Annotated in this window: 20 protein-coding genes; 10 read left to right on the top strand and 10 right to left on the bottom strand. The window is 70.6% G+C overall.

The features are described from left to right. Window positions 1-8 precede the first annotated feature (8 nt). Both AB0G11_RS03875 and AB0G11_RS03870 read right to left on the bottom strand, forming a co-directional pair. Window positions 9-713 carry a maleylpyruvate isomerase family mycothiol-dependent enzyme gene (locus tag AB0G11_RS03875; RefSeq protein ID WP_357583814.1) on the bottom strand — a complete coding sequence of 235 codons (705 nt, stop codon included), beginning with the start codon at window positions 711-713 and terminating at the stop codon, window positions 9-11. Window positions 714-820: 107 nt separating this feature from the next. Beyond that, window positions 821-1,555 carry a hypothetical protein gene (locus tag AB0G11_RS03870; protein ID WP_219505418.1) on the bottom strand — a complete coding sequence of 245 codons (735 nt, stop codon included), beginning with the start codon at window positions 1,553-1,555 and terminating at the stop codon, window positions 821-823. A gap of 187 nt (window positions 1,556-1,742) precedes the next feature. On the opposite strand from AB0G11_RS03870, the gene AB0G11_RS03865 reads away from it, so the two are divergent. Then, a complete protein-coding gene (locus AB0G11_RS03865) occupies window positions 1,743-2,615 on the top strand; it encodes a sugar kinase (RefSeq protein ID WP_219505420.1) in 873 nt (290 codons plus the stop codon). A 15-nt stretch (window positions 2,616-2,630) separates the two neighbouring features. Here the strand turns inward: AB0G11_RS03865 and AB0G11_RS03860 are convergent, their stop codons facing one another. Next, complete coding sequence (locus tag AB0G11_RS03860; RefSeq protein WP_357583812.1) at window positions 2,631-5,900, bottom strand: discoidin domain-containing protein; 3,270 nt, start codon at window positions 5,898-5,900, stop codon at window positions 2,631-2,633. 228 nt (window positions 5,901-6,128) lie between these two features. Here AB0G11_RS03860 and AB0G11_RS03855 point away from each other — a divergent pair, with 228 nt between their 5' ends. From AB0G11_RS03855 to AB0G11_RS03830, 6 genes are all read left to right on the top strand, one after another. Further along, the gene (locus AB0G11_RS03855) at window positions 6,129-7,118 is read left to right on the top strand and encodes a LacI family DNA-binding transcriptional regulator (protein WP_219505424.1); all 990 of its coding nucleotides are present in this window, start codon (window positions 6,129-6,131) and stop codon (window positions 7,116-7,118) included. Window positions 7,119-7,211: 93 nt separating this feature from the next. After that, window positions 7,212-8,561, top strand: coding sequence for an extracellular solute-binding protein (locus AB0G11_RS03850; RefSeq protein ID WP_357583810.1), 1,350 nt, complete (start codon window positions 7,212-7,214; stop codon window positions 8,559-8,561). A gap of 3 nt (window positions 8,562-8,564) precedes the next feature. Continuing rightward, entirely contained in the window at window positions 8,565-9,431 is an 867-nt protein-coding gene (locus AB0G11_RS03845) for a sugar ABC transporter permease (RefSeq protein WP_219505428.1), read from the top strand. Beyond that, window positions 9,428-10,303, top strand: a complete 876-nt coding sequence (locus AB0G11_RS03840) for a carbohydrate ABC transporter permease (RefSeq protein ID WP_219505436.1) — start codon at window positions 9,428-9,430, stop codon at window positions 10,301-10,303. The genes AB0G11_RS03845 and AB0G11_RS03840 overlap by 4 nt, the downstream gene beginning before the upstream one ends. 2 nt (window positions 10,304-10,305) lie before the next feature. Beyond that, window positions 10,306-11,811 (top strand): glycoside hydrolase family 13 protein, encoded by a 1,506-nt coding sequence (locus AB0G11_RS03835; RefSeq protein WP_357583808.1) that lies wholly within the window; start codon window positions 10,306-10,308, stop codon window positions 11,809-11,811. 41 nt (window positions 11,812-11,852) lie between these two features. Then, window positions 11,853-12,383 (top strand): carboxymuconolactone decarboxylase family protein, encoded by a 531-nt coding sequence (locus AB0G11_RS03830; protein WP_357583806.1) that lies wholly within the window; start codon window positions 11,853-11,855, stop codon window positions 12,381-12,383. Here AB0G11_RS03830 and AB0G11_RS03825 read toward each other — a convergent pair. The 7 genes from AB0G11_RS03825 to AB0G11_RS03795 all read right to left on the bottom strand — a co-directional run bounded on the left by AB0G11_RS03825 (window position 12,380) and on the right by AB0G11_RS03795 (window position 20,405). Next, entirely contained in the window at window positions 12,380-13,582 is a 1,203-nt protein-coding gene (locus AB0G11_RS03825) for a hypothetical protein (protein ID WP_357583804.1), read from the bottom strand. The two genes, AB0G11_RS03830 and AB0G11_RS03825, sit on opposite strands and share 4 nt — an antisense overlap. A gap of 99 nt (window positions 13,583-13,681) precedes the next feature. Further along, complete coding sequence (locus AB0G11_RS03820; protein ID WP_357583802.1) at window positions 13,682-14,923, bottom strand: phospholipase D-like domain-containing protein; 1,242 nt, start codon at window positions 14,921-14,923, stop codon at window positions 13,682-13,684. A 43-nt stretch (window positions 14,924-14,966) separates the two neighbouring features. Continuing rightward, window positions 14,967-15,962: a LacI family DNA-binding transcriptional regulator gene (locus AB0G11_RS03815; protein WP_219505440.1), complete on the bottom strand. Its 996-nt coding sequence runs from the start codon at window positions 15,960-15,962 to the stop codon at window positions 14,967-14,969. Between the two features lie 33 nt (window positions 15,963-15,995). Continuing rightward, window positions 15,996-17,366: a GH1 family beta-glucosidase gene (locus tag AB0G11_RS03810; RefSeq protein WP_357583800.1), complete on the bottom strand. Its 1,371-nt coding sequence runs from the start codon at window positions 17,364-17,366 to the stop codon at window positions 15,996-15,998. Further along, the gene (locus AB0G11_RS03805; protein WP_357583798.1) at window positions 17,363-18,166 is read right to left on the bottom strand and encodes a carbohydrate ABC transporter permease; all 804 of its coding nucleotides are present in this window, start codon (window positions 18,164-18,166) and stop codon (window positions 17,363-17,365) included. Before AB0G11_RS03805 ends, AB0G11_RS03810 begins: the two co-directional genes overlap by 4 nt. Further along, window positions 18,163-19,125, bottom strand: coding sequence for a sugar ABC transporter permease (locus tag AB0G11_RS03800; protein ID WP_219505444.1), 963 nt, complete (start codon window positions 19,123-19,125; stop codon window positions 18,163-18,165). Before AB0G11_RS03800 ends, AB0G11_RS03805 begins: the two co-directional genes overlap by 4 nt. Beyond that, the gene (locus AB0G11_RS03795; protein ID WP_357583796.1) at window positions 19,122-20,405 is read right to left on the bottom strand and encodes an ABC transporter substrate-binding protein; all 1,284 of its coding nucleotides are present in this window, start codon (window positions 20,403-20,405) and stop codon (window positions 19,122-19,124) included. The genes AB0G11_RS03800 and AB0G11_RS03795 overlap by 4 nt, the downstream gene beginning before the upstream one ends. A gap of 60 nt (window positions 20,406-20,465) precedes the next feature. Between AB0G11_RS03795 and AB0G11_RS03790 the strand changes: the two genes are divergently transcribed. The 3 genes from AB0G11_RS03790 (at window position 20,466) to AB0G11_RS03780 (ending at window position 23,001) form a co-directional block, all read left to right on the top strand. Further along, entirely contained in the window at window positions 20,466-20,684 is a 219-nt protein-coding gene (locus tag AB0G11_RS03790) for a hypothetical protein (protein WP_357583794.1), read from the top strand. A gap of 83 nt (window positions 20,685-20,767) precedes the next feature. After that, window positions 20,768-21,847: a ThiF family adenylyltransferase gene (locus tag AB0G11_RS03785; protein ID WP_219505450.1), complete on the top strand. Its 1,080-nt coding sequence runs from the start codon at window positions 20,768-20,770 to the stop codon at window positions 21,845-21,847. Further along, entirely contained in the window at window positions 21,844-23,001 is a 1,158-nt protein-coding gene (locus tag AB0G11_RS03780; protein WP_357583792.1) for a hypothetical protein, read from the top strand. Before AB0G11_RS03785 ends, AB0G11_RS03780 begins: the two co-directional genes overlap by 4 nt. Window positions 23,002-23,039: the final 38 nt, after the last annotated feature.

Raw genomic sequence — 23,039 nt, 5'->3', positions numbered from 1 at the left:
GTCTCCTCTCAGGCCAGGCAGCGCAGCGCCGAGACGAGCCGCTGGTCGAGCGGGTGCGTCTCGGGCAGCCGCCCCACGGTGGCCGCGACGAACTCCGGATAGGACAGGCTGGCGCTCGCCCCGCCGGCGTGCGCCCAGATCTGCTCGGCAGTCGGCTCGACCTGGACGTCAGCGCCCCGCTCGGCCAGCGCGAAGCGGCCGACGGCGGCCCGCCAGAGCGTCCGGCCCTCCGCCTCCTCGTCGGAGACGGGCACGCCGACGTCGTCGGCGTGGGTGGCGTACTCGGAGTCGTAGTGGAAGGTCTGCTTGCCCACCGGGTACGGCCCGGCCATGGTCTCCAGCGTCGCGTACGGGCCGAGCTCGCGCATGCGGGCCCGGGTGTCGCCGTTCTTGGTACGCCACTCCTCCAGCACCTCGGCGACCGGCACGCCGCGCCGCTCCCGCACGCACCACTCGTTGAACTCGTCATAGCCGGAGATGCCCTGCGACTCCATCAGCTCGCGCAGCTCGGGCAGGGTGCCGTCGAGGCACGCCTGGTTGTAGAGCTCCTCGCCTGCCAGATGGCCGAGCACGTCGCGGACCGTCCACCCGGCCGCCCGTGAGGGACGCCGCCAGCCTTCCTCGTCCAGCCCCGAGAAGAACCGGTCCAGCCGGGCCGCCTCGGTGTCGAAGATGTCGAACGGGTCGAAGTCGCGGAGCAGATCTTCAGCCATACCTGCGTCGCTACCCCCAGGACCGCACCTCTCACCGGGGCCGCCAAACGGCGAAGGCCCGGCCCTCCACGTGGGGGGCCGGGCCGTCAGTCGTCAGTCGTCAGGGCTTAGCGGTGCCAGCCCCAGGAGGAGACGCGCACGTAGTCGTGACGGCTCTCGGCGCCGTCACGCTTCCAGTCGCCCTTGTAGACGGCCTTGAACGTGCCGCTCTTGTAGGCCTTGGTGCTCGCGTGGAAGTCGCCGCGCCAGTTGGTGCGGTCGGAGTCGACCCACTTCCAGCCGCTGTGGCCGTTGGCGCGGTAGTAGATGTGCACCTTCTGGTTGCGCAGGGGCTCCCAGCCACGGTCGTCGGCCTGGAGGCGGCCGGAGAAGTGGATGGTGCGGCCCTTGCGGACCTTGTACGGGTCGGCGGAGAACCGGGTGATCCGGGTGTCGGCCTTGCCCGCGCGGATGTCCACGTAGAAGCGGATGGTGTCGGTGGCGACCTTGTCACCGTCGTCGTCGAAGGCGACCGCGGTGGCCTTCCACTTGCCCTCGACGTCGTTCTTGTTGAAGGGCACCGAGAAGAGCCACTTCTCCAGCTCGCGCACGTCGCGGGCGACGAGGGTGCGGGCCGCGCGGCCGTCGGGCTCGACGCTGAGCTCGACGCGCTCGACGTCGGAGCTGGCGCCGACCTTGAACTTGGCGGTGGTCTCGCCGTCGCCCCGCACGACCACCGGGTTGGGCGAGATGTCGAGGATCTCGACCTCGGACGCCTTGGCGGTCGCGCTCGCGGCGCCACCGGACACCAACATGGTGCCGCCCACCAGGGCGGAGATGATTCCTACAGCGATTTTCTGCATGAGGGTGCTGATTCCTCTCCCCGTATCGCTGGAGCCGGTCCGGGATGACCAGCTCCGTCTACTCCTTTGAGTCACAGTAGGAGGAAAAGGTTCGCAAAAGTTACGAGAAAAATATGATCACGGTGTTTACCTGGGGCATTGATAGAAAATCCGTTTTGGGACAGATGACCGACTACAGTCGGTCTTCATGATTGACGTCTACACCCTCGGCGAGGCGCTGGGGGTCGTGTCCAGCGGCCGGGTCCGGCACGAGAGCGAAGCCAGGCTGGACGTCTGCGGGCCGGAGTTCACGCTGGCCGTGGGCCTGGCGCGGCTCGGTCACCGGTGCGCGTTCGCCGGCAAGGTGGGCGCCGACGAGCTGGGCGCGCGGGTGCTGACCGCGCTGCGCGGCGAGGGCGTCGACGTGGCCGACGTGCGCGTCACGGAGGGCGCCGCCACCGGGCTGCTGCTGCGCGAGACCCGGGTGGGCCGCGCGCCCCACGTGAGCCACTACCGCACGGGCTCCGCCGGGTCGCGGCTGACCCCGGGCAACGTGCCCATCGACCGCGTCGGCGCGGCCAAGATGCTGCACGTCTCCGGCGTCACCGCCGCGCTCGGCAGGGACGCGCTGGAGGCGGTACGCGCCGCCGTGGCCGCCGCGAAACGCGCCGAAGTGGTCGTCTCGTTCGCCGTCGAGTACCGGCCCGAGCTGTGGCCGTCGGTGCGCGAGGCCGAGGACGTGCTGAGCGAGCTCGCCTGCGACGCGCACCTGCTCTTCGTCCACCAGGACGAGCTGGACCTGGTCAAGCCCGCGCTCACGCCCGAGCGCGAGGTCGTCGTCGACCGGGGCGCGAAGGGCGCGAGCGTGCGGGCCGACCGGATGCGCTACGACGCGCCCGGCCCGCAGGTGCCGATCGTCGACACCTCGGGCGCGGCCGACGCGTTCGTGGCCGGGTACGTCAGCGCCGCCCTGGACGGGCTGACCCCGCCCGAACGGCTGCACCGCGGGACGCTGCTGAGCGCCGCCGCGGTGTCCAGCGCGAGCGACTGGCAGGGCCTGCCGCACCGGGGCGAACTCTGACCGCCCGGGCTCCGGTTACTGGATGTTCAGGGTGAACGTCGAGGTGGTGTTCCTGACGTCCTGATGGTTGCCGCCGAAGCGCAGCCCCCGGAACGTCGCCGAGCCGACCGCCGGGCCCTGCCCCGGCTCGGGCATCTCGTTCACCCAGATGCCGAACCCGGACTTGGCGTCGAAGGCGTCGCCGCTCTTGCGCGCCCCGGTGATGGAGACGTTCTCGAACACGGTGTCCGTGACCGGGTTCAGCGGCTGGTTGCCCGCGTACCCGGTCTGGAACATGATCCCCGAGTACGTGGGATCCACGATCTCCAGGTTGCTGACCCGGATGCCCTGGAACACCTTCGAGGCCGAGAACAGCCACATCGCCGGGAACGTCTGCTGCCCCCAGAAGTGCCCGCCGGCCCGGACCAGCGAGATGTTCTCGAACCGCGTGGGCGGGCTGGCCCCGAAGCCGTGCATCGGGATGCCGAAGTCGAGCGAGCTGATCGTGACGCCCGAGTAGACGAGCGTGTCGGCCACGTAGATGTTGCGGAACACGTTGTCGTAGCCGCCGTAGACCGCGACCCCGGCCGCCCGCCAGGTGAGCAGCGACGTCAGGTTCTCGTACACGTTGCCGTGCTGCTGGCCGCTGTTGTTGTCGATGGCCGAGAACAGCGCGAAGCTGTCGTCGCCCGTGGAGCGGGTCTCGATGTTCGTCACGTGGTTGCCGGTGCTGCCGTTGGTCATGTTGAGCCCGTCGGCGAACACGTTGCGGATGCGCGAGTTCTTCAGCGTCATGTCGTCGGTGTTGGAGCCCCAGTACATGCAGATCTGGTGCTCGACCCACAGGTTGTCGATCGTCATGCCGGCGACGTTGCTGAGGTCGAACACCTTGCCGGGGCCGTCGATGCGGCTGGTGTAGTTGCCGAAGTAGGCGAATCCGGCGAACGTGGAGCCGTTGGCGGTGGCGTCGGCGCGGAAGCCGATGTCGGTGTTCTCCTGCCCGGCGGGGGCGTGGAAGCGGGTGTACCAGGGCCCGGCGCCGACGATCTTGACGGGCTTGCCGTACACCTGGAACTTGCCGGAGGTCCGGTAGTCGCCCGGGGGCAGGTAGACGCCCTCCAGGCCGGGCTCCTGGCGGGCGCGGTCGAGCGCGTTCTGCACGTCCTGGTGCCCGAGACCGGCGGGCACGGCGTAGCGCGCCGGGTCGGGGTTGGCGGCGGGGGAGACGTGCTCCAGGTCGACGAAGTCGATCGTGTAGGTAGAGGTGTTGGCCGCGTCCTTCTGCAGCCTGATCTTGCTGCCGGCCTCGACTGTGGTGCCGAGCATCAGGTTGGCCTCGTCGTAGATGTGCCGGGGCGGCCCGGATCCGGGGGAGTTGTTCGGGCTCGCCTCCGGCCCGTACAGCCAGGCGTAGCGCGAGGTCAGCGGGATGGCCTTGAGGAACGTGCCGTCGACGTAGACGTTCAGCGTGGAGTCGATGCCGCCGCCGCCCGGCGCGTCGGGGATGGAGAACCGGGTCACGAGCGTGTTGGTGCGGGCCCGGGCGGTGAACTCGACGTAGGAGCCGGTGCTGCCGAGCGTGACCGCGCGGCGGCCGGACGCCTCGCCGGCCAGGTGGCCAACCTCCCTGCTGGGGCCCAGCCGGGTGGCGCCGCCGCCGACGGCCGCGTCCTCGGCCTCGTAGGTGTCGTACGGCATGCTCGCGCCGCGGCCGACGGCGAGCTGGTGGGTGCTGGTGTTGTTGGCGCGCTTGACCGGGAGCTCGGCGGCGTCGGCCGCGAGCACCACCTTGACCGTGTGGCGGCCGTCGGCGGCGGTCCAGGCGCCGAGGTTGACCGGGGCGGTGGTGGCGCCGGGCGCGATCACGCCGGAGGCGGAGCCGGTCAGCGTGCGGACGACGGCGCCGGAGGCGTCGGCGACGGTGAGCGTGATGCCGTGCGAGCCGCCGCTGGACGCGATCGTGCCCTGGTTCCTGATCGCGACGGAGAACGTCACGGTGTCGCCCTGCGCGGGGTTGCCCGGGGTCCAGGCGACGGGGGCGGCGACCAGGTCGGCGGTGTCGACCGGTTTGACGGTCAGGTTCGCGGTGGCGGTGTTGTTGGTCTCGTCCCGCTCGATGATCTCGCCGCCGGGGTCGACCTCGGCGGTGACGGCGTACGTCCCGGCGTCGCGGGCGCCGATCGCGGCGGTCACGGTGGCGGTGGCGCCGGGGGCCAGCGGGCCGACGTCCGCGCTGCCGGCCTCGGCGTCTCCCAGGGAGAACGTGACCGACGTGGCGGCGGACGGGGCCGTGCCCGCGTTCCTGACCTGGGCGGACAGCGTGATCGTGTCGGTCTCGACCGGTGCGGCGGGGGAGGCCGCGGGCGCGGTGACGGTCAGGTCGGGGTTGGCCGAGGCGGTGCCGAACACCTGGAACTCGGCGACCTGCCCGCCCGGCGCGCCGGAGTTGGCGGTGAAGCGGAGCTGCACGTCGGCGGCCTTGCCGGTGACCGGGATCGTCACCGTGTTGCCGGTGGCCGGGCTGAAGCCGTAGGTGGCCTGGGCGGCCAGGCTGGTGAAGGAGGTGGCGTTCTGGCCGCGGCCGAGCACCTGGATGGCCTGGGTGCGCGGGCCCCACGCGCCGTCGGGGTTCAGCTTGACCGCGACCGAGGTGAGGTCGTGGTCGGCGCCGAGCTTGACGGTCAGCGTGCTGGGGTGGCCGGCGCCCTCGTAGTAGGTGGTCAGGTCGCCGTCGTTGGCGTTGGCCGGCACGTATGTGTGCGTGTGGGCGGAGCCGGTGACCGGCTTGCCCGCCGCCAGGTTCGCGCCCGGGTCGGGGCCGGGTCCGCCGCCGGCGCCCCACACCTCGAACTCGGCGAGCTGCCCGGCGGGCCAGCCGGTGTTGGCGCTGAACTGCAGCCGCACGTAGCGGGTGCTCGCGCTGACCGGGACGGTGGCGGTGGGGGCGAAGGCGTAGGCGGCCTGGGCCTTGATCGTGGTGAAGGCGGACCCGTCGGCGCTGCCCTGGACGGTCAGCGTCTGGGTGCGGCTCGGCCAGCCGGAGGGCAGCTTGAGCGTGAGGCTGTTGACGGTGGCGGTGGCGCCCAGGTCGACCTGGACCCACTGGGGGAAGGCGTTGTTGGCGGACTCCCAGTAGGTGGCCTGGTTGCCGTCGGTGACGTGCGCCGCCGCGTACGTCTGGGTGTGGCTGCTGGCGGTGGCCGGGCGGCCGGCCGCGAGGTTGACGTCGGCCGCCGCATGGGCGGGGGAGGCGGGTGCGGCGAGGATTCCGATGACCAGGGCGAGGGCGGCTAACAGTGCTCTCATGGGGGGTGGCCCTTCGAAGAAGTCGGTTGGCCGAACCATAGGTTGTTCAGCAGATGTCAGCAATATTCCGACGAGATTTCGCAAACAATTGACTGACTGGTGCCGGGTCGTCGACGGCCAAGGCGCTGGTCAAGCCGCGAAAGGGCCCTGGAGGCAAGGCGTGAGCGCCCCGCAAGGCCGAGCGTAAGCGGTTGCAAGGGCTTGCGTGGATAGCCGTATAGTTTGCGCATGACGCGACGACTGGCAGAGGTGGCCAAGAAGGTCGGGGTGAGCGAGGCGACCGTGAGCCGCGTGCTCAACGGCAAGCCTGGGGTGTCCGACGCCACGCGCGAGGCCGTGCTGACGGCGCTCGACGTGCTCGGCTACGAGCGCCCCACCCAGCTGCGCGGCGACCGGGCCCGCCTGGTCGGCCTCGTCCTCCCCGAGCTGCAGAACCCGATCTTCCCCGCCTTCGCCGAGGTGGTCGGCGGCGCGCTGGCCCAGCAGGGGTTCACCTCCGTGCTGTGCACCAGGACCGTCGGCGGGGTGTCCGAGGCCGACTACGTGGATCTGCTGCTCCAGCAGCAGGTCAGCGGCGTGGTGTTCGCCGGCGGGCTCTACGCCCAGGCCGACGCCTCGCACGGGCACTACGAGCTGTTGCACGAGCGCAAGCTGCCCACGGTGCTGGTCAACGCCGCCGTGGAGCGGCTGGACTTCCCGCAGGTGTCGTGCGACGACGTGGTGGCCGCCGAGATGGCGCTGGGTCATGTGCGGGCGCTCGGCCACGAGCGGATCGGCCTGGTGCTGGGCCCCAAGGACCACGTGCCGTCGCGGCGCAAGCTGGAGACGTTCCAGGCGGAGGGCGGCGACCCGGAGCTGGTCGAGCACACGATGTTCTCGCTGGAAGGCGGGCACGCGGCCGCCGCGAGGCTGGTCAGGCGCGGTGTGACGGCGGTGATCTGCGCCAGCGACCTGCTCGCGCTCGGCACCGTGCGGGCGGCCAGGCGGGCCGGGCTGAGCGTGCCGGGTGACGTGTCGGTGGTCGGCTTCGACGACTCGGCGCTGATGAACTGCACCGAGCCGCCGCTCACCACGGTGCGCCAGCCGATCGACGCGATGGGCCGGGCTGTGGTCGACCTGCTGGTGGCCCAGATCGACAAGGCCGTCGTCCCGGCCGACGAGCTGCTGTTCGAGCCGGAGCTGGTGGTCCGGGCGTCGACCGCGCGCCCGAGGGCGTAACACAGTCGTTATCTTGCAATAGTCCGTCGAAATCTTGCGGACTTTCGTTGGCGATCCTATGGTGTGGGCACCTCGCATCAGAAGGGTCAGCCCATGAAGAGATCCACGGGACTCTTAGTTGCAACCGCGCTCGGCCTCGCCGCCACCGCCTGTGGTTCCGGCGAGCCGGCCGAGCCCGCGGCCGGCGGAGCGGCCAAGGTGACGATCACCGTGGCCTGCCAGCCGGCCAAGTCCGCCCCCAAGGAGCGCCAGGCCTGGGACGACGACGTGGCCGCCTTCATGAAGGCGCACCCGAACGTGACGGTCAAGAGCACCGACCAGCAGCCGTGCTTCGACCCCAAGACGTTCGGCCCCAAGCTCGCCGGCGGCCAGATGGAGACCGTCTTCGTCGTCCCCGTGACCAACTACGACGACGTGATCGCCCAGGGCCAGGCCAAGGACATCACCCAGCTCACCGGCGAGATCAAGAACTGGAACGACCTGCGCCAGGACGTGCGCGACCTGGTGACCAAGGACGGCAAGGTCTACGGCGTCCCCAACGTCCACTACGGCGTCGGCCTCGTCTACAACCGCAAGCTCTTCACCGAGGCCGGGCTCGACCCCGACACGCCGCCGGCGACCTGGGCGGAGATCCGCGAGGCAGCCAAGAAGATCGCCGCGCTCGGCCCCGGCCACGTCGGCTACGGCGAGTACTCCGGCGGCAACACCGGCGGCTGGCACTTCACCCAGGCCATCTACGGCCGCGGCGGCAGCATCCTCACCGAGGACGGCAAGAAGGCCGCCTTCAACTCGCCCGAGGGCAAGGCCGTGCTCCAGACGCTGCACGACATGCGCTGGATCGACAACAGCATGGGCAGCAAGCTCCTGGTCGGCTGGGAGTCGCTCATGGTGGCGATGGGCAGCGGCAAGGTCGGCATGATGCTCGGCGCCCCCGACGTGGTCACCGACGTGGTCGGCAAGTTCAAGGGCAACGTCGCCGACTACGGCATCACCGGCTTCCCCGAGGCCAAGGCGTCGCTGAGCGGCGGCGAAGCCTTCATGATCAACCCGAAGGCCACGCCCGAGGAGGCGAAGGCGGGCATGCAGTGGCTCGACTTCCGCTTCAACACCCCCGGCAAGGGCCGCTTCGACTACGCCCGCGGCAAGGCCAACGGCAACCCGGTCGGCGTCCCCGACAACGCCGTCTACGGCGACTCGCCCACCGGCCAGGCCATCCAGGCCGACCGGGTGAAGAACGCCTCCCTGCCGGTCGAGAACTACGACCCGTACGTCAAGGCCTCCGCCACGATCCCGCCCAAGGCCGAGCCGGTCCACGCCCAGGAGATCTACGCGATCCTCGACGTGGCCATGTCCGGCGTGCTATCCGACAAGGACGCCGACATCGACCGGCTGCTCGCCGACGCCGAGACCAAGGTCAACGCCGTGCTGGCGGCCAAGGGCTGACGCATGGGTGTTCTCAGGCGCAATCTGACGGCCTACGGGTTCCTGTGCGCGGCGCTGTTCTGCTTCGCGGTGTTCGCCTGGTATCCGATGATCAGAGAGTTCATCCTGAGCTTCCAGGAGACGAACCTGATCGATCCGCCCACCTGGGTCGGGCTGGACAACTTCGAGTACGCCGTGAAGTACCCGGGCTTCACCGAAGCCTGGATCGCCACCCTGCAGTTCACGTTCCTCGCGCTGGTGTGCGGCTTCGTCGTCCCGTTCGTCGTCGCGCTCGTGCTCAACGAGCTGCGCCACGCCCGGGCCTATCTCAGGTTCGTGGTCTACCTGCCGGTCATGCTGCCGCCGATCGTCGCGGTGCTGCTGTTCAGGTGGTTCTTCGACCCGGGGCCCGGGCTGTTCAACCAGATCCTCGGACTCGTCAACCTGCCCGGCCTGGCCTGGCTGGACTCCCCGCACACCGCGCTGATCTCCCTGGTCATCGTCTCGACCTGGATGAACATGGGCAGCGCGACCCTGATCTACCTGGCGGCGCTGCAGAACATCCCGCCGGAGCTGTACGAGGCGGCCGAGCTGGACGGCGCCGGCATCCTCAAGCGGATCCGGCACGTCACGATCCCGCAGACGAAGCTGATCCTGCTGCTCATGCTGATGCTGCAGATCGTGGCCACCATGCAGGTGTTCATCGAGCCGTACATGCTGACCGGCGGCGGGCCCGCGGGCTCCACCGTCACCGTCGCCTACATGATGTTCCAGTTCGCCTTCACGAACCAGAACTACGGCGTGGCGGGCGCGCTCGGCATGATGCTCATGATCGTGTTGCTGGTCTTCGCCGCGTTCCAGCTCCGGCTCACCCGGGAGGACAAGGCATGACCATCCATTCCGGCCAGTTCCGTACGATCATCTCCCCGCTCCAGCTCAACAGCCCGTGGGGACGGCGCATCTACTGGACCGTGCTCGTCACGGTCGTGATCACCTTCACGCTCGCCTTCGTCTTCCCGCTCTACTGGATGATCACCGGGGCGATGAAGACGGGCGAGGAGATCGCCCAGATGCCGCCCACGCTCTTCCCCGCCGACCCCACGCTCGACGCCTACGCCGAGGCGTGGAGCCTGTTCGACCTCGGCACGCTGCTCGGCAACACCGCCTACTACTCGCTGGGCGGCTGGATCTTCTGCATGCTCGTGGACGTGTCGGCCGCCTACGCGCTGTCGAAGCTGCGGCCGATGTTCGGCACCGTGATCCTCGGCGCCATGCTGGCCACGCTGATGATCCCGGCCATGGTCGTGCTGATCCCGCTCTACGTCACGGTCGTCGACCTGGGGCTGCTCAACAACCCGTGGGGCCTGTGGTTCCCGGCGGCGGCCAACGGGTTCAACGTCTTCCTGCTCAAGCGCTTCTTCGACTCGATCCCGAAGGAGCTCGTCGAGGCGGCGCAGATCGACGGCGCCGGCCCGGTGCGGGTGCTGTGGTCGGTCATCCTGCCGATCTCCAGGCCGATCCTCGGCGTCGTGTCGATCTTCACGATCGTCACCTCGTTCAAGGACTTCACCTGGCCGCTGCTGGTCATGACCGACAGCGACAAGATGACGCTCAGCGTGGGCCTGTCGCAGACCGCCGGCATGGTCAGCCAGAACGCCATCATGGGCGGCCTGGTCGTGGCGAGCATTCCGACGATCATCGTCTTCTTCATCTTCCAACGTCACATCATGGCGGGTCTCACCGCCGGATCTATCAAGGGATGAGCATGTCGCACACGTGGTGGCGGGGGGCCGCGATCTACCAGGTCTACCTGCGCAGTTTCGCCGACGGCAACGGCGACGGCGTCGGCGACCTGGCCGGGCTCCGATCCCGCCTGCCCTACCTCAAGGACCTGGGCGTCGACGCCGTCTGGCTGAACCCGTGGTATCCGTCGCCGATGGCCGACGGCGGCTACGACGTGGCCGACTACCGCGGCATCGAGCCGGTGTTCGGCACGCTGGGCGAGGCCGAGCGGTTCATCGCCGAGGCGCACGAGCTGGACATCAAGGTCATCATCGACGTCGTGCCCAACCACAGCTCCACGGAGAGCGACTGGTTCAAGGAGGCGCTGGCGAACCCGGCGGCCCGCGACCGGTTCTGGTTCCGCGACGAGCCCAACGACTGGCAGTCGATCTTCGGCGGCCCCGCCTGGACCCAGGTCCCCGACGGCCAGTGGTACCTGCACCTGTTCGCCCCCGAGCAGCCCGACTTCAACTGGGACAACCCGGAGGTGCACCGCGAGTTCGAGGACGTGCTGCGCTTCTGGCTGGACCGGGGCGTCGACGGCGTCCGCATCGACTCGGCCGCGCTCCTCGTCAAGTCCGACACCGCGTACGAGGACCTCGACCCCGTGCACGACGTCTACCGGCGCTGGCGGCAGGTGGCCGAGGAGTACGACGACCGCGTGCTGATCGGTGAGCTGTGGCTGGCCGACCAGGAGCGGTTCGCCCGCTACCTGCGGCCCGACGAGCTGCACACGGCGTTCAACTTCGACTTCCTGGCGTGCCCGTGGGACCCGGACGAGCTGCGCCGGGTCATCGACCTCACGCTCGCCACGCACGCCCCCGTCGGCGCGCCGCCGACGTGGGTGCTGTCCAACCACGACGTCACCCGCCCGGTGACCAGGTACGGCCGGTCCGACACGTCGTTCGCGCACGGCGGCGCGCTGCACGGCGTCCCGTCGGACCCCGAGCTGGGCTACCGCCGTGCCAGGGCGGCCGCGCTGCTGGCGATGGCGCTGCCCGGCGGGCTGTACGTCTACCAGGGGGAGGAGCTGGGCCTGCCCGAGGTCGAGGACCTGCCGGACGAGCTGCGCCAGGATCCCATGTACGCCCGCTCCGGCGGCGCGAACCCGGGCCGCGACGGCTGCCGCGTGCCGCTGCCCTGGTCCGGCGACGAGCCGCCGTTCGGCTTCGGCGGCTCGCGCCCGTGGCTGCCGCAGCCGGAGAGCTGGCGCAAGCTCACCGCCGAGTCGCAGCTCGCCGACCTGGACTCGATGCTGAACCTGTACCGCCACGGGCTGCGGCTGCGCCGCGAGCACCTCGGCGACGGCACGCTGACCTGGCTCCCGGCGGCGGACCGGGTGCTGGCCTTCACCCGCGACACCGGCGTCACCTGCGTCACCAACCTCGGGACCGAGACGGTGCCGCTCCCCGACGGCGTCGTCCTGCTGGCCAGCGGGGGCCTGGAGGACGGCGCGCTGCCCCCGGACACCACGGCCTGGGTGCGCTGACCAGAGGGCCGGGCCGATCGGGGCGGGCTAGCATCGGTGCGGTGACGCGCCTTCGCCCGATGCCGCCCGCCGGGCTCGACCCCGACGCCCGCACCCTCTACGACCGCATCGTCGCCGGCCCGCGCGGCCTGTCGATGGTCGGCGACGGGGGCGCGCTCGCCGGGCCGTTCAACGCCATGCTGCTCAGCCCGGCCCTGGGCGATCCGCTCCAGGAGCTGGGCGCGGCCGTCCGCTACCGCTCGGCGTTGCCGGGCCGGTGCCGGGAGCTGGCGATCCTGGTGGTGGCCGCGCACTGGGACAGCGCCTTCGAGCGGCGGGTGCACGAGGGGCTCGCCGCCGGGCTCGGCTTCACCGCCGCCGAGCTCGCCGCGATCCGCGTGGGCGAGCCCCTGGACCTGGCCGACCCGCAGGAGGCGGCCGTCCTGCGGGTCACCCGCGCGCTCGTGGCCAGGGGCGACGTGGACGACGACGAGTACGCCCTGCTGCCGGAGCCGATGCTGTTCGAGCTGACGACGCTGACCGGCTACTACGCCACCCTGGCGCTCCAGCTCCGCGTCTTCCGCGCAAGCTAGGGCCGTGCGGTGCGGCGGCGCAGGAGCAGCCCGCCGACGCCGGCCGCGAGCACCAGGGCCGACCCGGTCAGCACGAACAGCCGCCCGTCCGGCCCCGCCGTGCCGCCGGCGCCCGTCGCCACGCCGTCCTTGGGCGTCCTGGACTCATCCGCCGAGGGCTCGTCGGCCGGGTCGTCGTCCGTGGGCGTCGGGGTGGGGGTCGGGGTGGGCGTGGTGGTGGTCGTCGGGGTCGGGGTGGAGGTCGAGCCGCCCGCGCCGATGGTCAGCGTGTACGTCTTCAGCAGGTCGGAGTTGTCCGGCTCGCACTCGATGAGCGGGCTCGTCGGCTGCAGGCCGAAGTTGATGGAGGCCGGCTTGACGGTCGCGGTGCCCGCCTGCTGCGAGGTCGTCTTCATGTCCACCGACGCGGGCAGCGGGATCGGCTGGCCGACGGTGACGCCGCTCAGCTCGCCCACGCCCGTCGCCGAGGTGAGCCCGGTCAGGCCGGAGATCGACGCGTAGGCGTACATCTTGAGCCCGGTCGTGGGCAGGCCGTTGGGGGCCTCCAGCTCGGCGCCGCTCTCGTAGACGCCCTTCCAGCCGATCGTGAACTGCTGGCCGGGCGCTGGGTTCGTCGTCGGCAGGGTGAGCGTGACCTTGACGTCGACCTCCTGCTCGGCGCCCGAGGTGGGCTTGCAGGTGTAGAGGACGATGTCGCCGCCGGTGGTGTCGCCGCCGCCGGGGCCGACGGTGACGGTCACCCCCTGGGTGCTGCTGGTCGTGCAGGAGGTGACGTCGTTGGGGGCGCTCGCCAGCGACAGCTTGAGGCTGCCGGTCTCCGTCGACGGCTTGACCGTCACCTCGGTCGTGGAGGTCACCGTGACCTGGCTGGTCACGGTGCTCGCGGTGGCGGACGTGGCTCCGGCGGCCACGCTCGCGCCCGTCGCCACCAGGTCCGCGTGGGTGCCGCCGTTGACGACGAGCTTGCCGTTCACCTGGACCTGCGTGGCGGCCGTCGCGGCGGTGCGGAGCGTCAGCGGGGGGATCGCCCACTCCGCGTCGAACGTCCCGGTCGCCGAGTCGGGCACGACGACCGGCACGCTCAGCGAGGCGTTGCTGAACGGCCCGCCCGAGCAGGTGTAGGACACGGTCAGGGTCTTGTCCGCGGCCAGCGCGGGCGGGGCCAGGCCCGCCAGCGCCGCGGTCAGGACGAGCAGCACGCCTAAGGCGGAACGCGAGGACGGCACCGTCCATCCCCCTCATCGGAGCGGTTTGTCGTAGCCGACCCACAATCGCAGTATTTGGTCACAACGGTGTCTCTAGGCGCGGCACGTATCACGGATCTTGTAGAACCACGACAGGTACGGCGTGTGCACGTCCCGGCCGGAGATTCGCAGCAGGCTGTCGTCGGCGTTCTCCAGCGTGGTGAAGTTGGCGCTGCCCGTGTAGACGCGCGGCGTGATGTCGTCGTCGTAGAAGCCGTCGATCATCATCAGCTTGGCGTGCGGCACTACGGAACGGCCGCCCACGGTGAAGCGGCAGGGCGTGAGCTGGATGCGCCTGCCGTTGACGGTCTTGGCCAGCTCCTCGCGGATCGCCGTGGTGACCGCGCTGCCGTCGTTGTAGACGACGTCCACCCAGCAGTTCTCGCCGCGCAGCCGCAGCAGCTCCCTGGCGATCTCCACCCGCGACCAGTTGAACGCCGTGAGCACCAGGCGGACGTCCGTCTGCCGGGTGACGCCGTCGGTGTCGCGGTAGGAGCACTCGACGAGCTTGAGCACGTTCGCGATGTGGTCGCCGGTCGCCGAGTCGCGCGGCAGGAAGTGACCCCGGTGCTTGGTCCCGGTCGGCGTCGTCCAGAAATAGCCCGGGTTCACCGGCCGGTGCCGGCCCGCCCGCAGGTCGTCGAAGTAGCGCACGTACGCGTCGTGCACGACCGCGTCCTGGAAGGTGTAGGCGTCGTTGTAGGAGTTGTACAGATACCAGTCCGACAGGTTCGACGACGTCTGGAACACCACGTCGGCGCGCGTGACCCCGCCCACCTGGAGCTCGGAGAACGTGGCGAACTTGCTGTGCAGGTAGTTGCGCGCGATGCAGCCCCGGTCCACCGCCGCCGGGTCCGGGTACTCGCACTGCACGACGAAGGAGGCGGCGCCCTCCGCGCTCCCGAGGGCCGCGCCGAGCCGCGCCAGGACGGAGTCGTTCTTGCCGTCGTCGGTGCTGTCGAGGATCACCTTGACCCGTACGCCCCGGGCGTGCGCGTCGATCAGCGCGTCGGCCACCTCGCTCGACCGCTGGCCCTCGCCGAACTCGAACATGACGAACCGGATGTCGCTGCCGGGCCGCGCCGCCCGGATCAGCCTGATGAGCTGGTCCATCACCGCCGACTGGGCGGCGCTGGGGGTGCCGGGGACGCCCGAGCCGGCCACCGGGTCGTTGAACACCGGCCCGCCGATCACGGGCGGACCCGTGACGTCGGCCGAGGCGGGGGAGGGGAGCGACAGGGTGAGGGGCAGGGCCAGGCACAGCGCCGCCAGGACGGCGGCCCGTTTCGACATCATGGACGGACGATCCGCCGACGTAGATCGGCTGTCAAGAAGCCTGTCAGGCCGACTCGCGCACCACCAGCTCGGTGGGCAGGATGACCGGATCGCCCGGCCCGCCCTCGAACAGGTCGAGCAGCAGCCGCACCATCGCCGCCGTCTGCTCGGCGATCGGGTGGCGGATCGTGGTCAGCGGCGGCTCGGTGTACTTGGCCGCCTCGATGTCGTCGAAGCCCACCACGGCCACGTCGTCCGGCACCCGGCGCCCCGCCTGCCGCAGCGACTGCAGCGCGCCCACCGCCATCAGGTCGTTGGCCACGAACACCGCGTCCAGCCCGGGATCGTCGCCCAGGAGCTGGCGCATCGCCACCGCGCCCGACTCGCGGGTGAAGTCGCCCACCGCCACGATCGAGCGCCGGTCGGAGTCGCGCAGCACGTTGCGGTAGCCGGTGAGCCGGTCCTGGCCGCCGATCATGTCCTGCGGCCCGGCGATCGTGGCGATCCGCCGCCGCCCCGACTCCACCAGGTGCCGGACCGCCGCCTCGGCCCCGCCCACGTTGTCGTTGTCCACGTACGGGATGTCGACGGGCACGGCCGGGCGGCCGTAGGAGACGACCGGCACGCGCAGGCGGGCGATCGCCGGCGGGAGCGGGTCGGCGCCGTGCATCGAGATGAGCATCGCGCCGTCGACGTGCCCTCCCGCGATGTAGCGCTCCACCCTGGCGTGGCTCTTGGCGGAGGAGGCCAGCATCAGCACGACCTGCTTGTTGACCGCCTCCAGCTCCACGCTGGCCATCCGGATCACCGTCGAGAACAGCGGGTCCTCGGAGAACACCCTGGTCGGCGGCTCGGAGACGACCAGGGCGATCGAGTCGGTGCGCTGGGTGACCAGACTGCGCGCCGCCGAGTTGGGCACGTAGCCCAGCTCGTCGATGGCCTGCTGCACCGCGTCGCGGATGTGCGGGGCCACCGTCGTCTGCCCGTTGACCACGCGCGACGCCGTGGCCCGGGAGACTCCGGCGCGGGCGGCGACCGCCTCCAGAGTGGGACGTCTCATGACTTCACCATGTGGGAGAGCACGCAACGAAATCTACAACCGGTTGGCGGCGATCACGTCCCGGTACCAGAGCGCGCTGTCCTTGAGCACCCGGGTCTGCGTCGCGTAGTCGACGTGCACGATGCCGAACCTGCGCCGGTAGCCCTCGGCCCACTCGAAGTTGTCCAGCAGCGACCAGACGAGGTAGCCGCGCAGGTCGGCGCCCGCCTCGATGGCCCTGCCGACCTCGCGCAGGTGGCCGTCCAGGTAGGAGACGCGGTCGGCGTCGTGCACCCGGCCGTTCTCCACGACGTCGTCGAAGGCCGCGCCGTTCTCCGTCACCATGAGCCCGACCTGCGGGTAGTCCTGCGACAGCCGGACGAGGAGCCGGGACAGGCCGTCGGGGACGATCGGCCAGCCCATGGCCGTGGTGGGCGCGTCGGCGGGGGCGAACCGGACGTCCTCCGAGCCCGGCCAGGCCGCGTCGGCGGGCAGGCCGGGACCGGCCTCCACCACGCACGGGTTGTAGTAGTTGACGCCGACGACGTCGACGGGGGCGTTGATGAGCGTCAGGTCGCCGTCCAGGATGTGGCCGGTGCCGCCGTTGCGGGCGGCGGCGGCCAGCACCTCCTCCGGGTAGCGGCCGTGGATCGCCGGGTCGAGGAACTGCCGGGTCAGCAGCGCGTGGATGCGGTCCACGGCCGCCTGGTCCGCCTCGGAGGGCACCGCCTGCGGGTCGTTGACCTGGGCCGGGGTGAGCACCGGGGAGGAGTTGACGACCAGCATGAGCCGCTGCGCGCCGAGCTCGCGCAGCCGGGCCGCCGCCAGGCCGTGGCCGAGCAGCAGGTGGTGGGCCGAGCGCAGGGCGTCGCCCGGGTCGCGGCGGCCGGGGGCGTGCACGCCGTTGCCGTAGCCGAGGAAGGCCGACACCCACGGCTCGTTCAGCGTCGCCCAGTCGCCGACCCGGTCGCCGAGCCGGTCGTGGACGAGCTCGGCGTACTCGGCGAACCGGTAGGCGGTGTCGCGGTCGGCCCAGCCGCCCCGGTCCTCCAGCGCCTGGGGCAGGTCCCAGTGGTAGAGCGTGACGTAGGGGGTGATCCCGGCCTCCAGCAGCCCGTCCACGAGCCTGTCGTAGAAGGCCAGCCCGCGCGGGTTGGCCGCGCCCGCGCCGTCGGGCTGGATGCGCGGCCAGGCCACCGAGAACCGGTAGGCGCCCAGGCCCAGCTCGCGCATCAGCGCGATGTCGTCGGGATAGCGGTGGTAGTGGTCGCACGCCACGTCGCCGGTGTCGCCGTCGGCCACCTTGCCGGGGGTGTGGGAGAAGGTGTCCCAGATCGACTGGCCCCGCCCGTCCTCCTTGACCGCCCCCTCGATCTGATAGGAAGCCGTTGCGGCACCCCAGACGAAATTTTCCGGGAAGATCATCCCTTGACCGCTCCTTGCATGATTCCACCGATGATTTGCTTGCCGAACAGGGCGAAGACGAGGACGAGCGGCAGCGTGCCCACCGCCGTGCCCGCCAGGCCCAGCACGTAGTCGTTGACGTAACCGCTCGCCAGCGTCGAGAGCGCCACCTGGACCGTGGGGTTGTCCGGGCTGAGCACGACGAGCGGCCAGAAGTAGTCGTTCCAGGCCGACATGAACGTCAGCATGCCGAGCACCGCCGCCGCCGGGCGGGCCGTGGGCAGCACGACGTGCCAGAACAGCCCCCACGTGGTGCACCCGTCGACCCGCCCCGCCTCCAGCAGCTCGGTCGGCAGCGCCCGGGACAGATACTGCGTCATGAAGAACACGCCGAACGCGTTGACCAGCGCCGGGACGATCAGGGCGTAGTTGGTGCCGGTCCACTCCAGCTTCACCATGAGCATGTAGAGCGGGATGATGCCGAGCTGGGCCGGCACCATCATCGTCGCCACCGTGATGACGAGCATGGCGTTCTTGCCCCGGAAGCGCAGCTTGGCGAAGGCGAACCCGGCCAGCGTCGAGAAGAACATCACCGCGACCGAGATCGACCCGGCCACGATGAGCGAGTTCAGCAGGGCCAGCCCGAACGGCACCGTGTCGAAGACCCGCGCCACGTTCGCGAAGAAGTTGCCGCCCGGCAGCAGCGGCGGCGGCACCTGGGCCAGCGCCGAGTTGTGCCGGGAGGCGACCACGACGCTGTAGTAGAGCGGGAACGCCGAGAAGAAGGCGACCCCGGTCAGCGTCAGGTAACGCAGTCTCATACCAGCCCGCCCTTCACCTTGCGGGTCAGCAGGAAGTTGATCCCCGCCACGATCACCACCGCCAGGAACATCAGCCAGGACGCGGCCGAGGCGTAGCCGAAGTCGAAGGTCGAGTTCGCGAAGCCCTGCTCGTAGACGAACAGCGCCAGGGTCTGGAACTGCCGGTCCGGCCCGCCGGTCGCCAGCCCGCCCCCGCCGCCGGTGCTCTGCCCGAACAGCATGGGCTCGGCGATGATCTGCATCGCGCCGATCGTCGAGACGATCACCACGAAGATGATCGTCGGCCGGATCATCGGGATGGTGATGCTGCGGAGCTGCTTGAGGTTGCTCGCCCCGTCCAGCGTGGCGGCCTCGTACAGCTCGCGCGGCACCGCCTGCATGGCGGCCAGGAAGATGAGCGCGTTGTAGCCCGTCCACCGCCACATGATCATCACCGAGAGCGCCAGGTGCGAGGTCGCGGTGCCGGCCGCCCAGTCGATGTGACCGGCGCCCAGCCCGCCCAGCACCCAGTTGATCAGCCCGAAGTCCCGGCCGAAGAGCTGGCTGAAGATCACCACCACCGCCACCACGCTCGTCACGTTCGGCAGCAGCAGCGAGATCCGGAACAGCGTGGCGAAACGCAGCCGCTTGTTCAGCAGGTGCGCCAGCCAGATCGCCAGCACGAGCTGCGGGACCGTCGACAGCACGCCGATCGACAGCGTGTTGAACGTGGCGTTCCAGAAGTAGCCGTCGGCCAGCAGCGTCCCGTAGTTGCCCAGCCCGATGAACGTCTGCGTCTCCGACAGCAGCGTCCACTCGTGCAGGCTGACCCAGGCCGTGTAGATCAGCGGGAACAGCCCGAACGCGCAGAACAGCAGGAAGAACGGGGCGACGTAGGCGTACGGCGACACCCTCGTGTCGAGGGTGTGCCGCACACCGCGCCTACGCCGTCGCGTGACCGCGAGGGGGAGCGTGCTCATTTGATCTTCTTGACGTCCTCGAGCACCTGCGCCCACGCCTCGTCCGGGGTCTGCTTGCCCTGCTCGACCCGGCCCAGGCCGTTGCCGATGGCGACGCGGACGTCGGCCTCCTTCGGGCCGAGGTGCTGCGGCTTGAGCGCCTTGGCGGCGTTGGAGTAGATCTTGCCGATGGGGGCGTCACCGAAGAACGGCTTGGTGAAGTTCTGGATCGACGGGTCGTCGTAGAGCGAGGGGATCGACGGGAACGTGCCCTCCTCCTTGAAGACCTTGGCCTGGTTCTCCTTGGAGGTCAGGAAGTCGATCAGCTCGGCGGCCTCCTTCGGGTGCTTGCTCTGCTTGGGCACCATCAGGTGGGAGCCGCCGCTGTTGCCCGAACCGCCCGGCACGGTGGCGATGTCCCACTTGCCGGCCGAGTCCTTGGCCTGCTCCTGGATGAAGCCGGTCATCCAGGCCGGGCAGATGATCGTGGCGAACGAGCCCTTGGCGAAGCCGGTGTTCCACGGCGGCGAGAAGGCGGCCAGCTTTGCCGTCAGGCCCTCGGCCGTGAGCTGGTTGGACAGGTCCCAGGCCTTCTTCACGTCCGGGTTGGAGTCCACGATGATCGTGTCCTGGGCGTCGTAGAGGCCGACCGGCGCCTGGTTGACCATGGCGCGGAAGATCTCACCGGGGGAGTCGACGAACTTGGCGCCGGCCACGTCCGCCGCGGCGAACTTCTTGCCGGTCGCGATGTAGTCCTCCCAGGTGGGCCAGAGCGCCGACACCTCGTCGCGGTCCTCGGGCAGCCCGGCCTTCTTGAACAGGTCCTTGCGGTAGCACATGGCCAGCCCGCCCACGTCGGTGCCGAGGCCCAGCACCTGGCCGCCGTCCTTGCTCAGGCCCTGCTGCCACTTCCAGTCCAGGTAGTCGCCCTGCCGCTGGTCGAGGCCGTACTGCTTGAGGTCGGTGAACTTCTGCGGCTGGGCGGTGAAGGTGCTGACGTAGCCCACCTCGACCGCCACCACGTCCTCCGCGCCGGCGTTCGTGGCCAGGCGCTTGACCAGGTTGTTGTGGTGGTCGTTGAACTGGGTGACGTTCTCGGCGATCTCGATGTTCGGGTGGGTCTTCTTGTATTCCTCGTAGAGGGGCTTGAAGCCGAAGTCGCCGAAGAGGCCGATGGTCAGCTTGATCTTCTCGGTCGGCGCGGCCGCCGGCGTGGCGGTGTCGCCGCCGCTCCCGCAGGCCGCGAGGGCGAGCAGCGACGCGGTGACCAACGGAACGATCCGCCGGGCGCGAGGGGTCATGGAACCCTCCTCGGGTTCGTACTAGGGGGGTGGACGAGAGAGCGCTCTCTCGTCAGATTCGTGGGCATCATGCGGCCCTGTCAACGGCTCGTCGGTAACGATCGCTGTTATCAAGAGAGCGATCTCTCGGGTCTGGCCCCGGGCGTGTGGCCCGGCTGTGGCGATTGTGTGGCGGCGGCGGCGATGATCGGTCGCGAACGAGCGCAACGGAAGGAGGTCCCCATGAAGATCGAGGTCCGCAAGGTCGAGGCGGTCAAGGCCACCGGCTTCGCCGTCTGAGCCGAGTGCTCTGCCGGGTGGGAACGGGGTCCCGTTCCCACCCGCTTTTTTGTCTGTCTTCGAGGGGGATGCGAGGAGGAGCTGTGCGGATTGCGCTGAAGGAATGCGTCTGGGAGTCGCTCGGCGGTGATCTGTTCGTCATCACCGATCCGCGCGAGGTGGTGACGCTGGCCGACGAGGAGGGCCAGGTGGCCGCGCTCTTCGCCGCGCTGGACCGGGGCCCGTGCACGGTGCCCGAGCTGCGCGAGCGGCTCGCGGAGGGCGGCGTCGCGCTGGGCGAGGACGACGTGCACGGCGCCGTGGCGGCGCTGGACTCGCTCGGCCTGGTCGAGTACGAGGCCGACCGCACGCTCGGCGACCCGGCCCTGGACGCACGCCACTTCTCCAACCTGGCCTTCTTCGGCACGCACTCCCGGCTCGACAGGCCGCGCGCCGAGTTCGTCTCGCGGTTGCGCCGCTCGCACGTGCTCGTGCTGGGCGTCGGCGGCGGCGGCTCCTCGGTCGTGCAGGCCCTGGCCGGGCTCGGCGTGGGCCGGCTGACGCTGGTCGACAGGGACGAGGTCGAGCCGCGCAACTTCGCCAGGCAGTTCCTCTACCATCACGCCGACATCGGCCGGTCCAAGGTCGAGTGCGCGGCCGAGTGGGTGCGCGCGTTCGACCCGGAGATCGAGGTGCGCCCGGTGGAGCGCTGGATCTCCGGCCCCGACGACCTGAAGGACCTGCTGGACGGTGTGGACCTGGTCGCGGGCGGCCTCGACGGGCACCCGGACGCCAACCTGTGGATCAGCGACGCCGCCGTGGGCGCGGGGGTGCCGCTGGTGGTGGGCGGGATCACCCGCTCGGAGGTCGTCTACTACTCGGTGTCGCCGGGCCGCAGTGCGTGCGTCCGGTGCGACTGGAGCGACCGGCCGCCGGCGGACGAGGCGAGCAGCGGCGGTTTCGTCGAGCGCAACCGGGACCGGCTGGCGCTGAGCAACACCCTGATCGGGCCGCTGGCGATGCAGATCGGCTCGCTGGTCGCCTACGAGGCGCTGCGCTACCTGACCGGGTTCGAGGAGCCGCGGGCGGCGGGCGCGTACATCCGCCTGGACCTGCGTGAGGGCCTGGCGCCGTCGCGGCACCCGTTCACCCGTGACGACGCCTGCCCGGTGTGCCCGCGATGAGCGGCGGGACTGTCGCGCTGCGCCCGCTCAGCCTGGTCGAGGAGGGTGACGAGGTCCTCGTCGGCGATCCGGAGACCGGCACGTTCGTGGCGATCCCGGCGGTCGGCGGCGTGGTGATCACCGCGCTGCGTGACGGCGCGAGCGTCGAGGAGGCCGCCCGGCGCGCCGAGGAGTTCGCAGGCGAGCCGGTGGACGTGCCGTCGTTCGTGGAGACGCTGCGTGAGCTGGGCTTCCTCGACGAGGGCGAGCGGGCGCCGGTCGCGACCGCGCCCGTGCAGGGCCGCCGGTGGCTGCGCGGGGTGCCCGCGTGGGTGGCCAGGCCGCTGTTCGGCCGCGTGGCGTGGACGGTGTACGCGCTGGCGGCGGTGTTCGACCTGGCCGTCCTGGTCCTGGTGCCGTCGTTGCGCCCGGCGCCCGCGCAGGACGCGTTCGTCCTGGACGACGTGGGGCTGAGCGCGGTGCTGCTGTACGCCTTCCAGCTCGGCCTGGTCGCCGTGCACGAGTGCTGGCACTGGCTGGCGGCCCGGTCGCTGGACATCCCGGCGCGGTTCGGGCTGGACCGGCGGATGGCGTTCCTGGTGTTCGAGACCGATCTGTCGCAGCTGTGGTCGGTGCCGAGGCGGCAGCGTTACGGCCCGCTGCTGGCCGGGCTGGCGATCGACGCGGTGATGCTGGCCGTGCTGCTGGCGGGGCAGCTCGTGGTGACCTCGCCGCTGCTCGCGGCGTGGGCGTTCGTGCTGCTGTTCCAGATCGCCTGGCAGTGCATGGTGTTCCTGCGCACCGACCTGTACGCGGTGCTGGCCACCCGGCTGGGCTGCAAGGACCTGTGGCGGGTCAAGTCGCTGATGCTGCGCCGGGCGTTCGGCCGGCTGAGCGCCGAGCAGGAGGCGGAGCTGGCGGCCGCCGACCCGAACGACGTGCGGGCCGGGCGCTGGTTCCGCTGGGTGTGGCTGGGCGGCCTGCTGGTGGTGGCGGTGTGGCTGGCCTACTTCGTGCTGCCGGTGGTCACCGGGCTGCTGGCGTGGACGGTCGGCGAGGTCGCCGCCGGGCCGGGCGCCTGGGGGTTCTGGTGGGCGATCGGCTGCGCCGCCGTGGCGCTGGGCCCGTGGCTGGTGGCCGCCGCGCTGGCCGTGAAGGAGAGGACCGCCCGGTAGTGCCTATTAGGTAAGGCTGCCCTAATATTGCTTAGGCT

It is taken from the genome of Nonomuraea sp. NPDC023979, from assembly GCF_040639085.1.
Taxonomy (GTDB): Bacteria; Actinomycetota; Actinomycetes; order Streptosporangiales; family Streptosporangiaceae; genus Nonomuraea; species Nonomuraea ceibae.
This window is presented reverse-complemented; position numbering and strand designations above follow the sequence as displayed.

Coding starts and splice junctions, on each gene's coding strand:
- AB0G11_RS03875 (WP_357583814.1), bottom strand. CDS start 713: ATGGCTGAAGATCTGCTCCGCGACTTCGACCCGTTCGACATCTTCGAC.
- AB0G11_RS03870 (WP_219505418.1), bottom strand. CDS start 1,555: ATGCAGAAAATCGCTGTAGGAATCATCTCCGCCCTGGTGGGCGGCACC.
- AB0G11_RS03865 (WP_219505420.1), top strand. CDS start 1,743: ATGATTGACGTCTACACCCTCGGCGAGGCGCTGGGGGTCGTGTCCAGC.
- AB0G11_RS03860 (WP_357583812.1), bottom strand. CDS start 5,900: ATGAGAGCACTGTTAGCCGCCCTCGCCCTGGTCATCGGAATCCTCGCC.
- AB0G11_RS03855 (WP_219505424.1), top strand. CDS start 6,129: ATGACGCGACGACTGGCAGAGGTGGCCAAGAAGGTCGGGGTGAGCGAG.
- AB0G11_RS03850 (WP_357583810.1), top strand. CDS start 7,212: ATGAAGAGATCCACGGGACTCTTAGTTGCAACCGCGCTCGGCCTCGCC.
- AB0G11_RS03845 (WP_219505428.1), top strand. CDS start 8,565: ATGGGTGTTCTCAGGCGCAATCTGACGGCCTACGGGTTCCTGTGCGCG.
- AB0G11_RS03840 (WP_219505436.1), top strand. CDS start 9,428: ATGACCATCCATTCCGGCCAGTTCCGTACGATCATCTCCCCGCTCCAG.
- AB0G11_RS03835 (WP_357583808.1), top strand. CDS start 10,306: ATGTCGCACACGTGGTGGCGGGGGGCCGCGATCTACCAGGTCTACCTG.
- AB0G11_RS03820 (WP_357583802.1), bottom strand. CDS start 14,923: ATGATGTCGAAACGGGCCGCCGTCCTGGCGGCGCTGTGCCTGGCCCTG.
- AB0G11_RS03815 (WP_219505440.1), bottom strand. CDS start 15,962: ATGAGACGTCCCACTCTGGAGGCGGTCGCCGCCCGCGCCGGAGTCTCC.
- AB0G11_RS03810 (WP_357583800.1), bottom strand. CDS start 17,366: ATGATCTTCCCGGAAAATTTCGTCTGGGGTGCCGCAACGGCTTCCTAT.
- AB0G11_RS03805 (WP_357583798.1), bottom strand. CDS start 18,166: ATGAGACTGCGTTACCTGACGCTGACCGGGGTCGCCTTCTTCTCGGCG.
- AB0G11_RS03800 (WP_219505444.1), bottom strand. CDS start 19,125: ATGAGCACGCTCCCCCTCGCGGTCACGCGACGGCGTAGGCGCGGTGTG.
- AB0G11_RS03795 (WP_357583796.1), bottom strand. CDS start 20,405: ATGACCCCTCGCGCCCGGCGGATCGTTCCGTTGGTCACCGCGTCGCTG.
- AB0G11_RS03780 (WP_357583792.1), top strand. CDS start 21,844: ATGAGCGGCGGGACTGTCGCGCTGCGCCCGCTCAGCCTGGTCGAGGAG.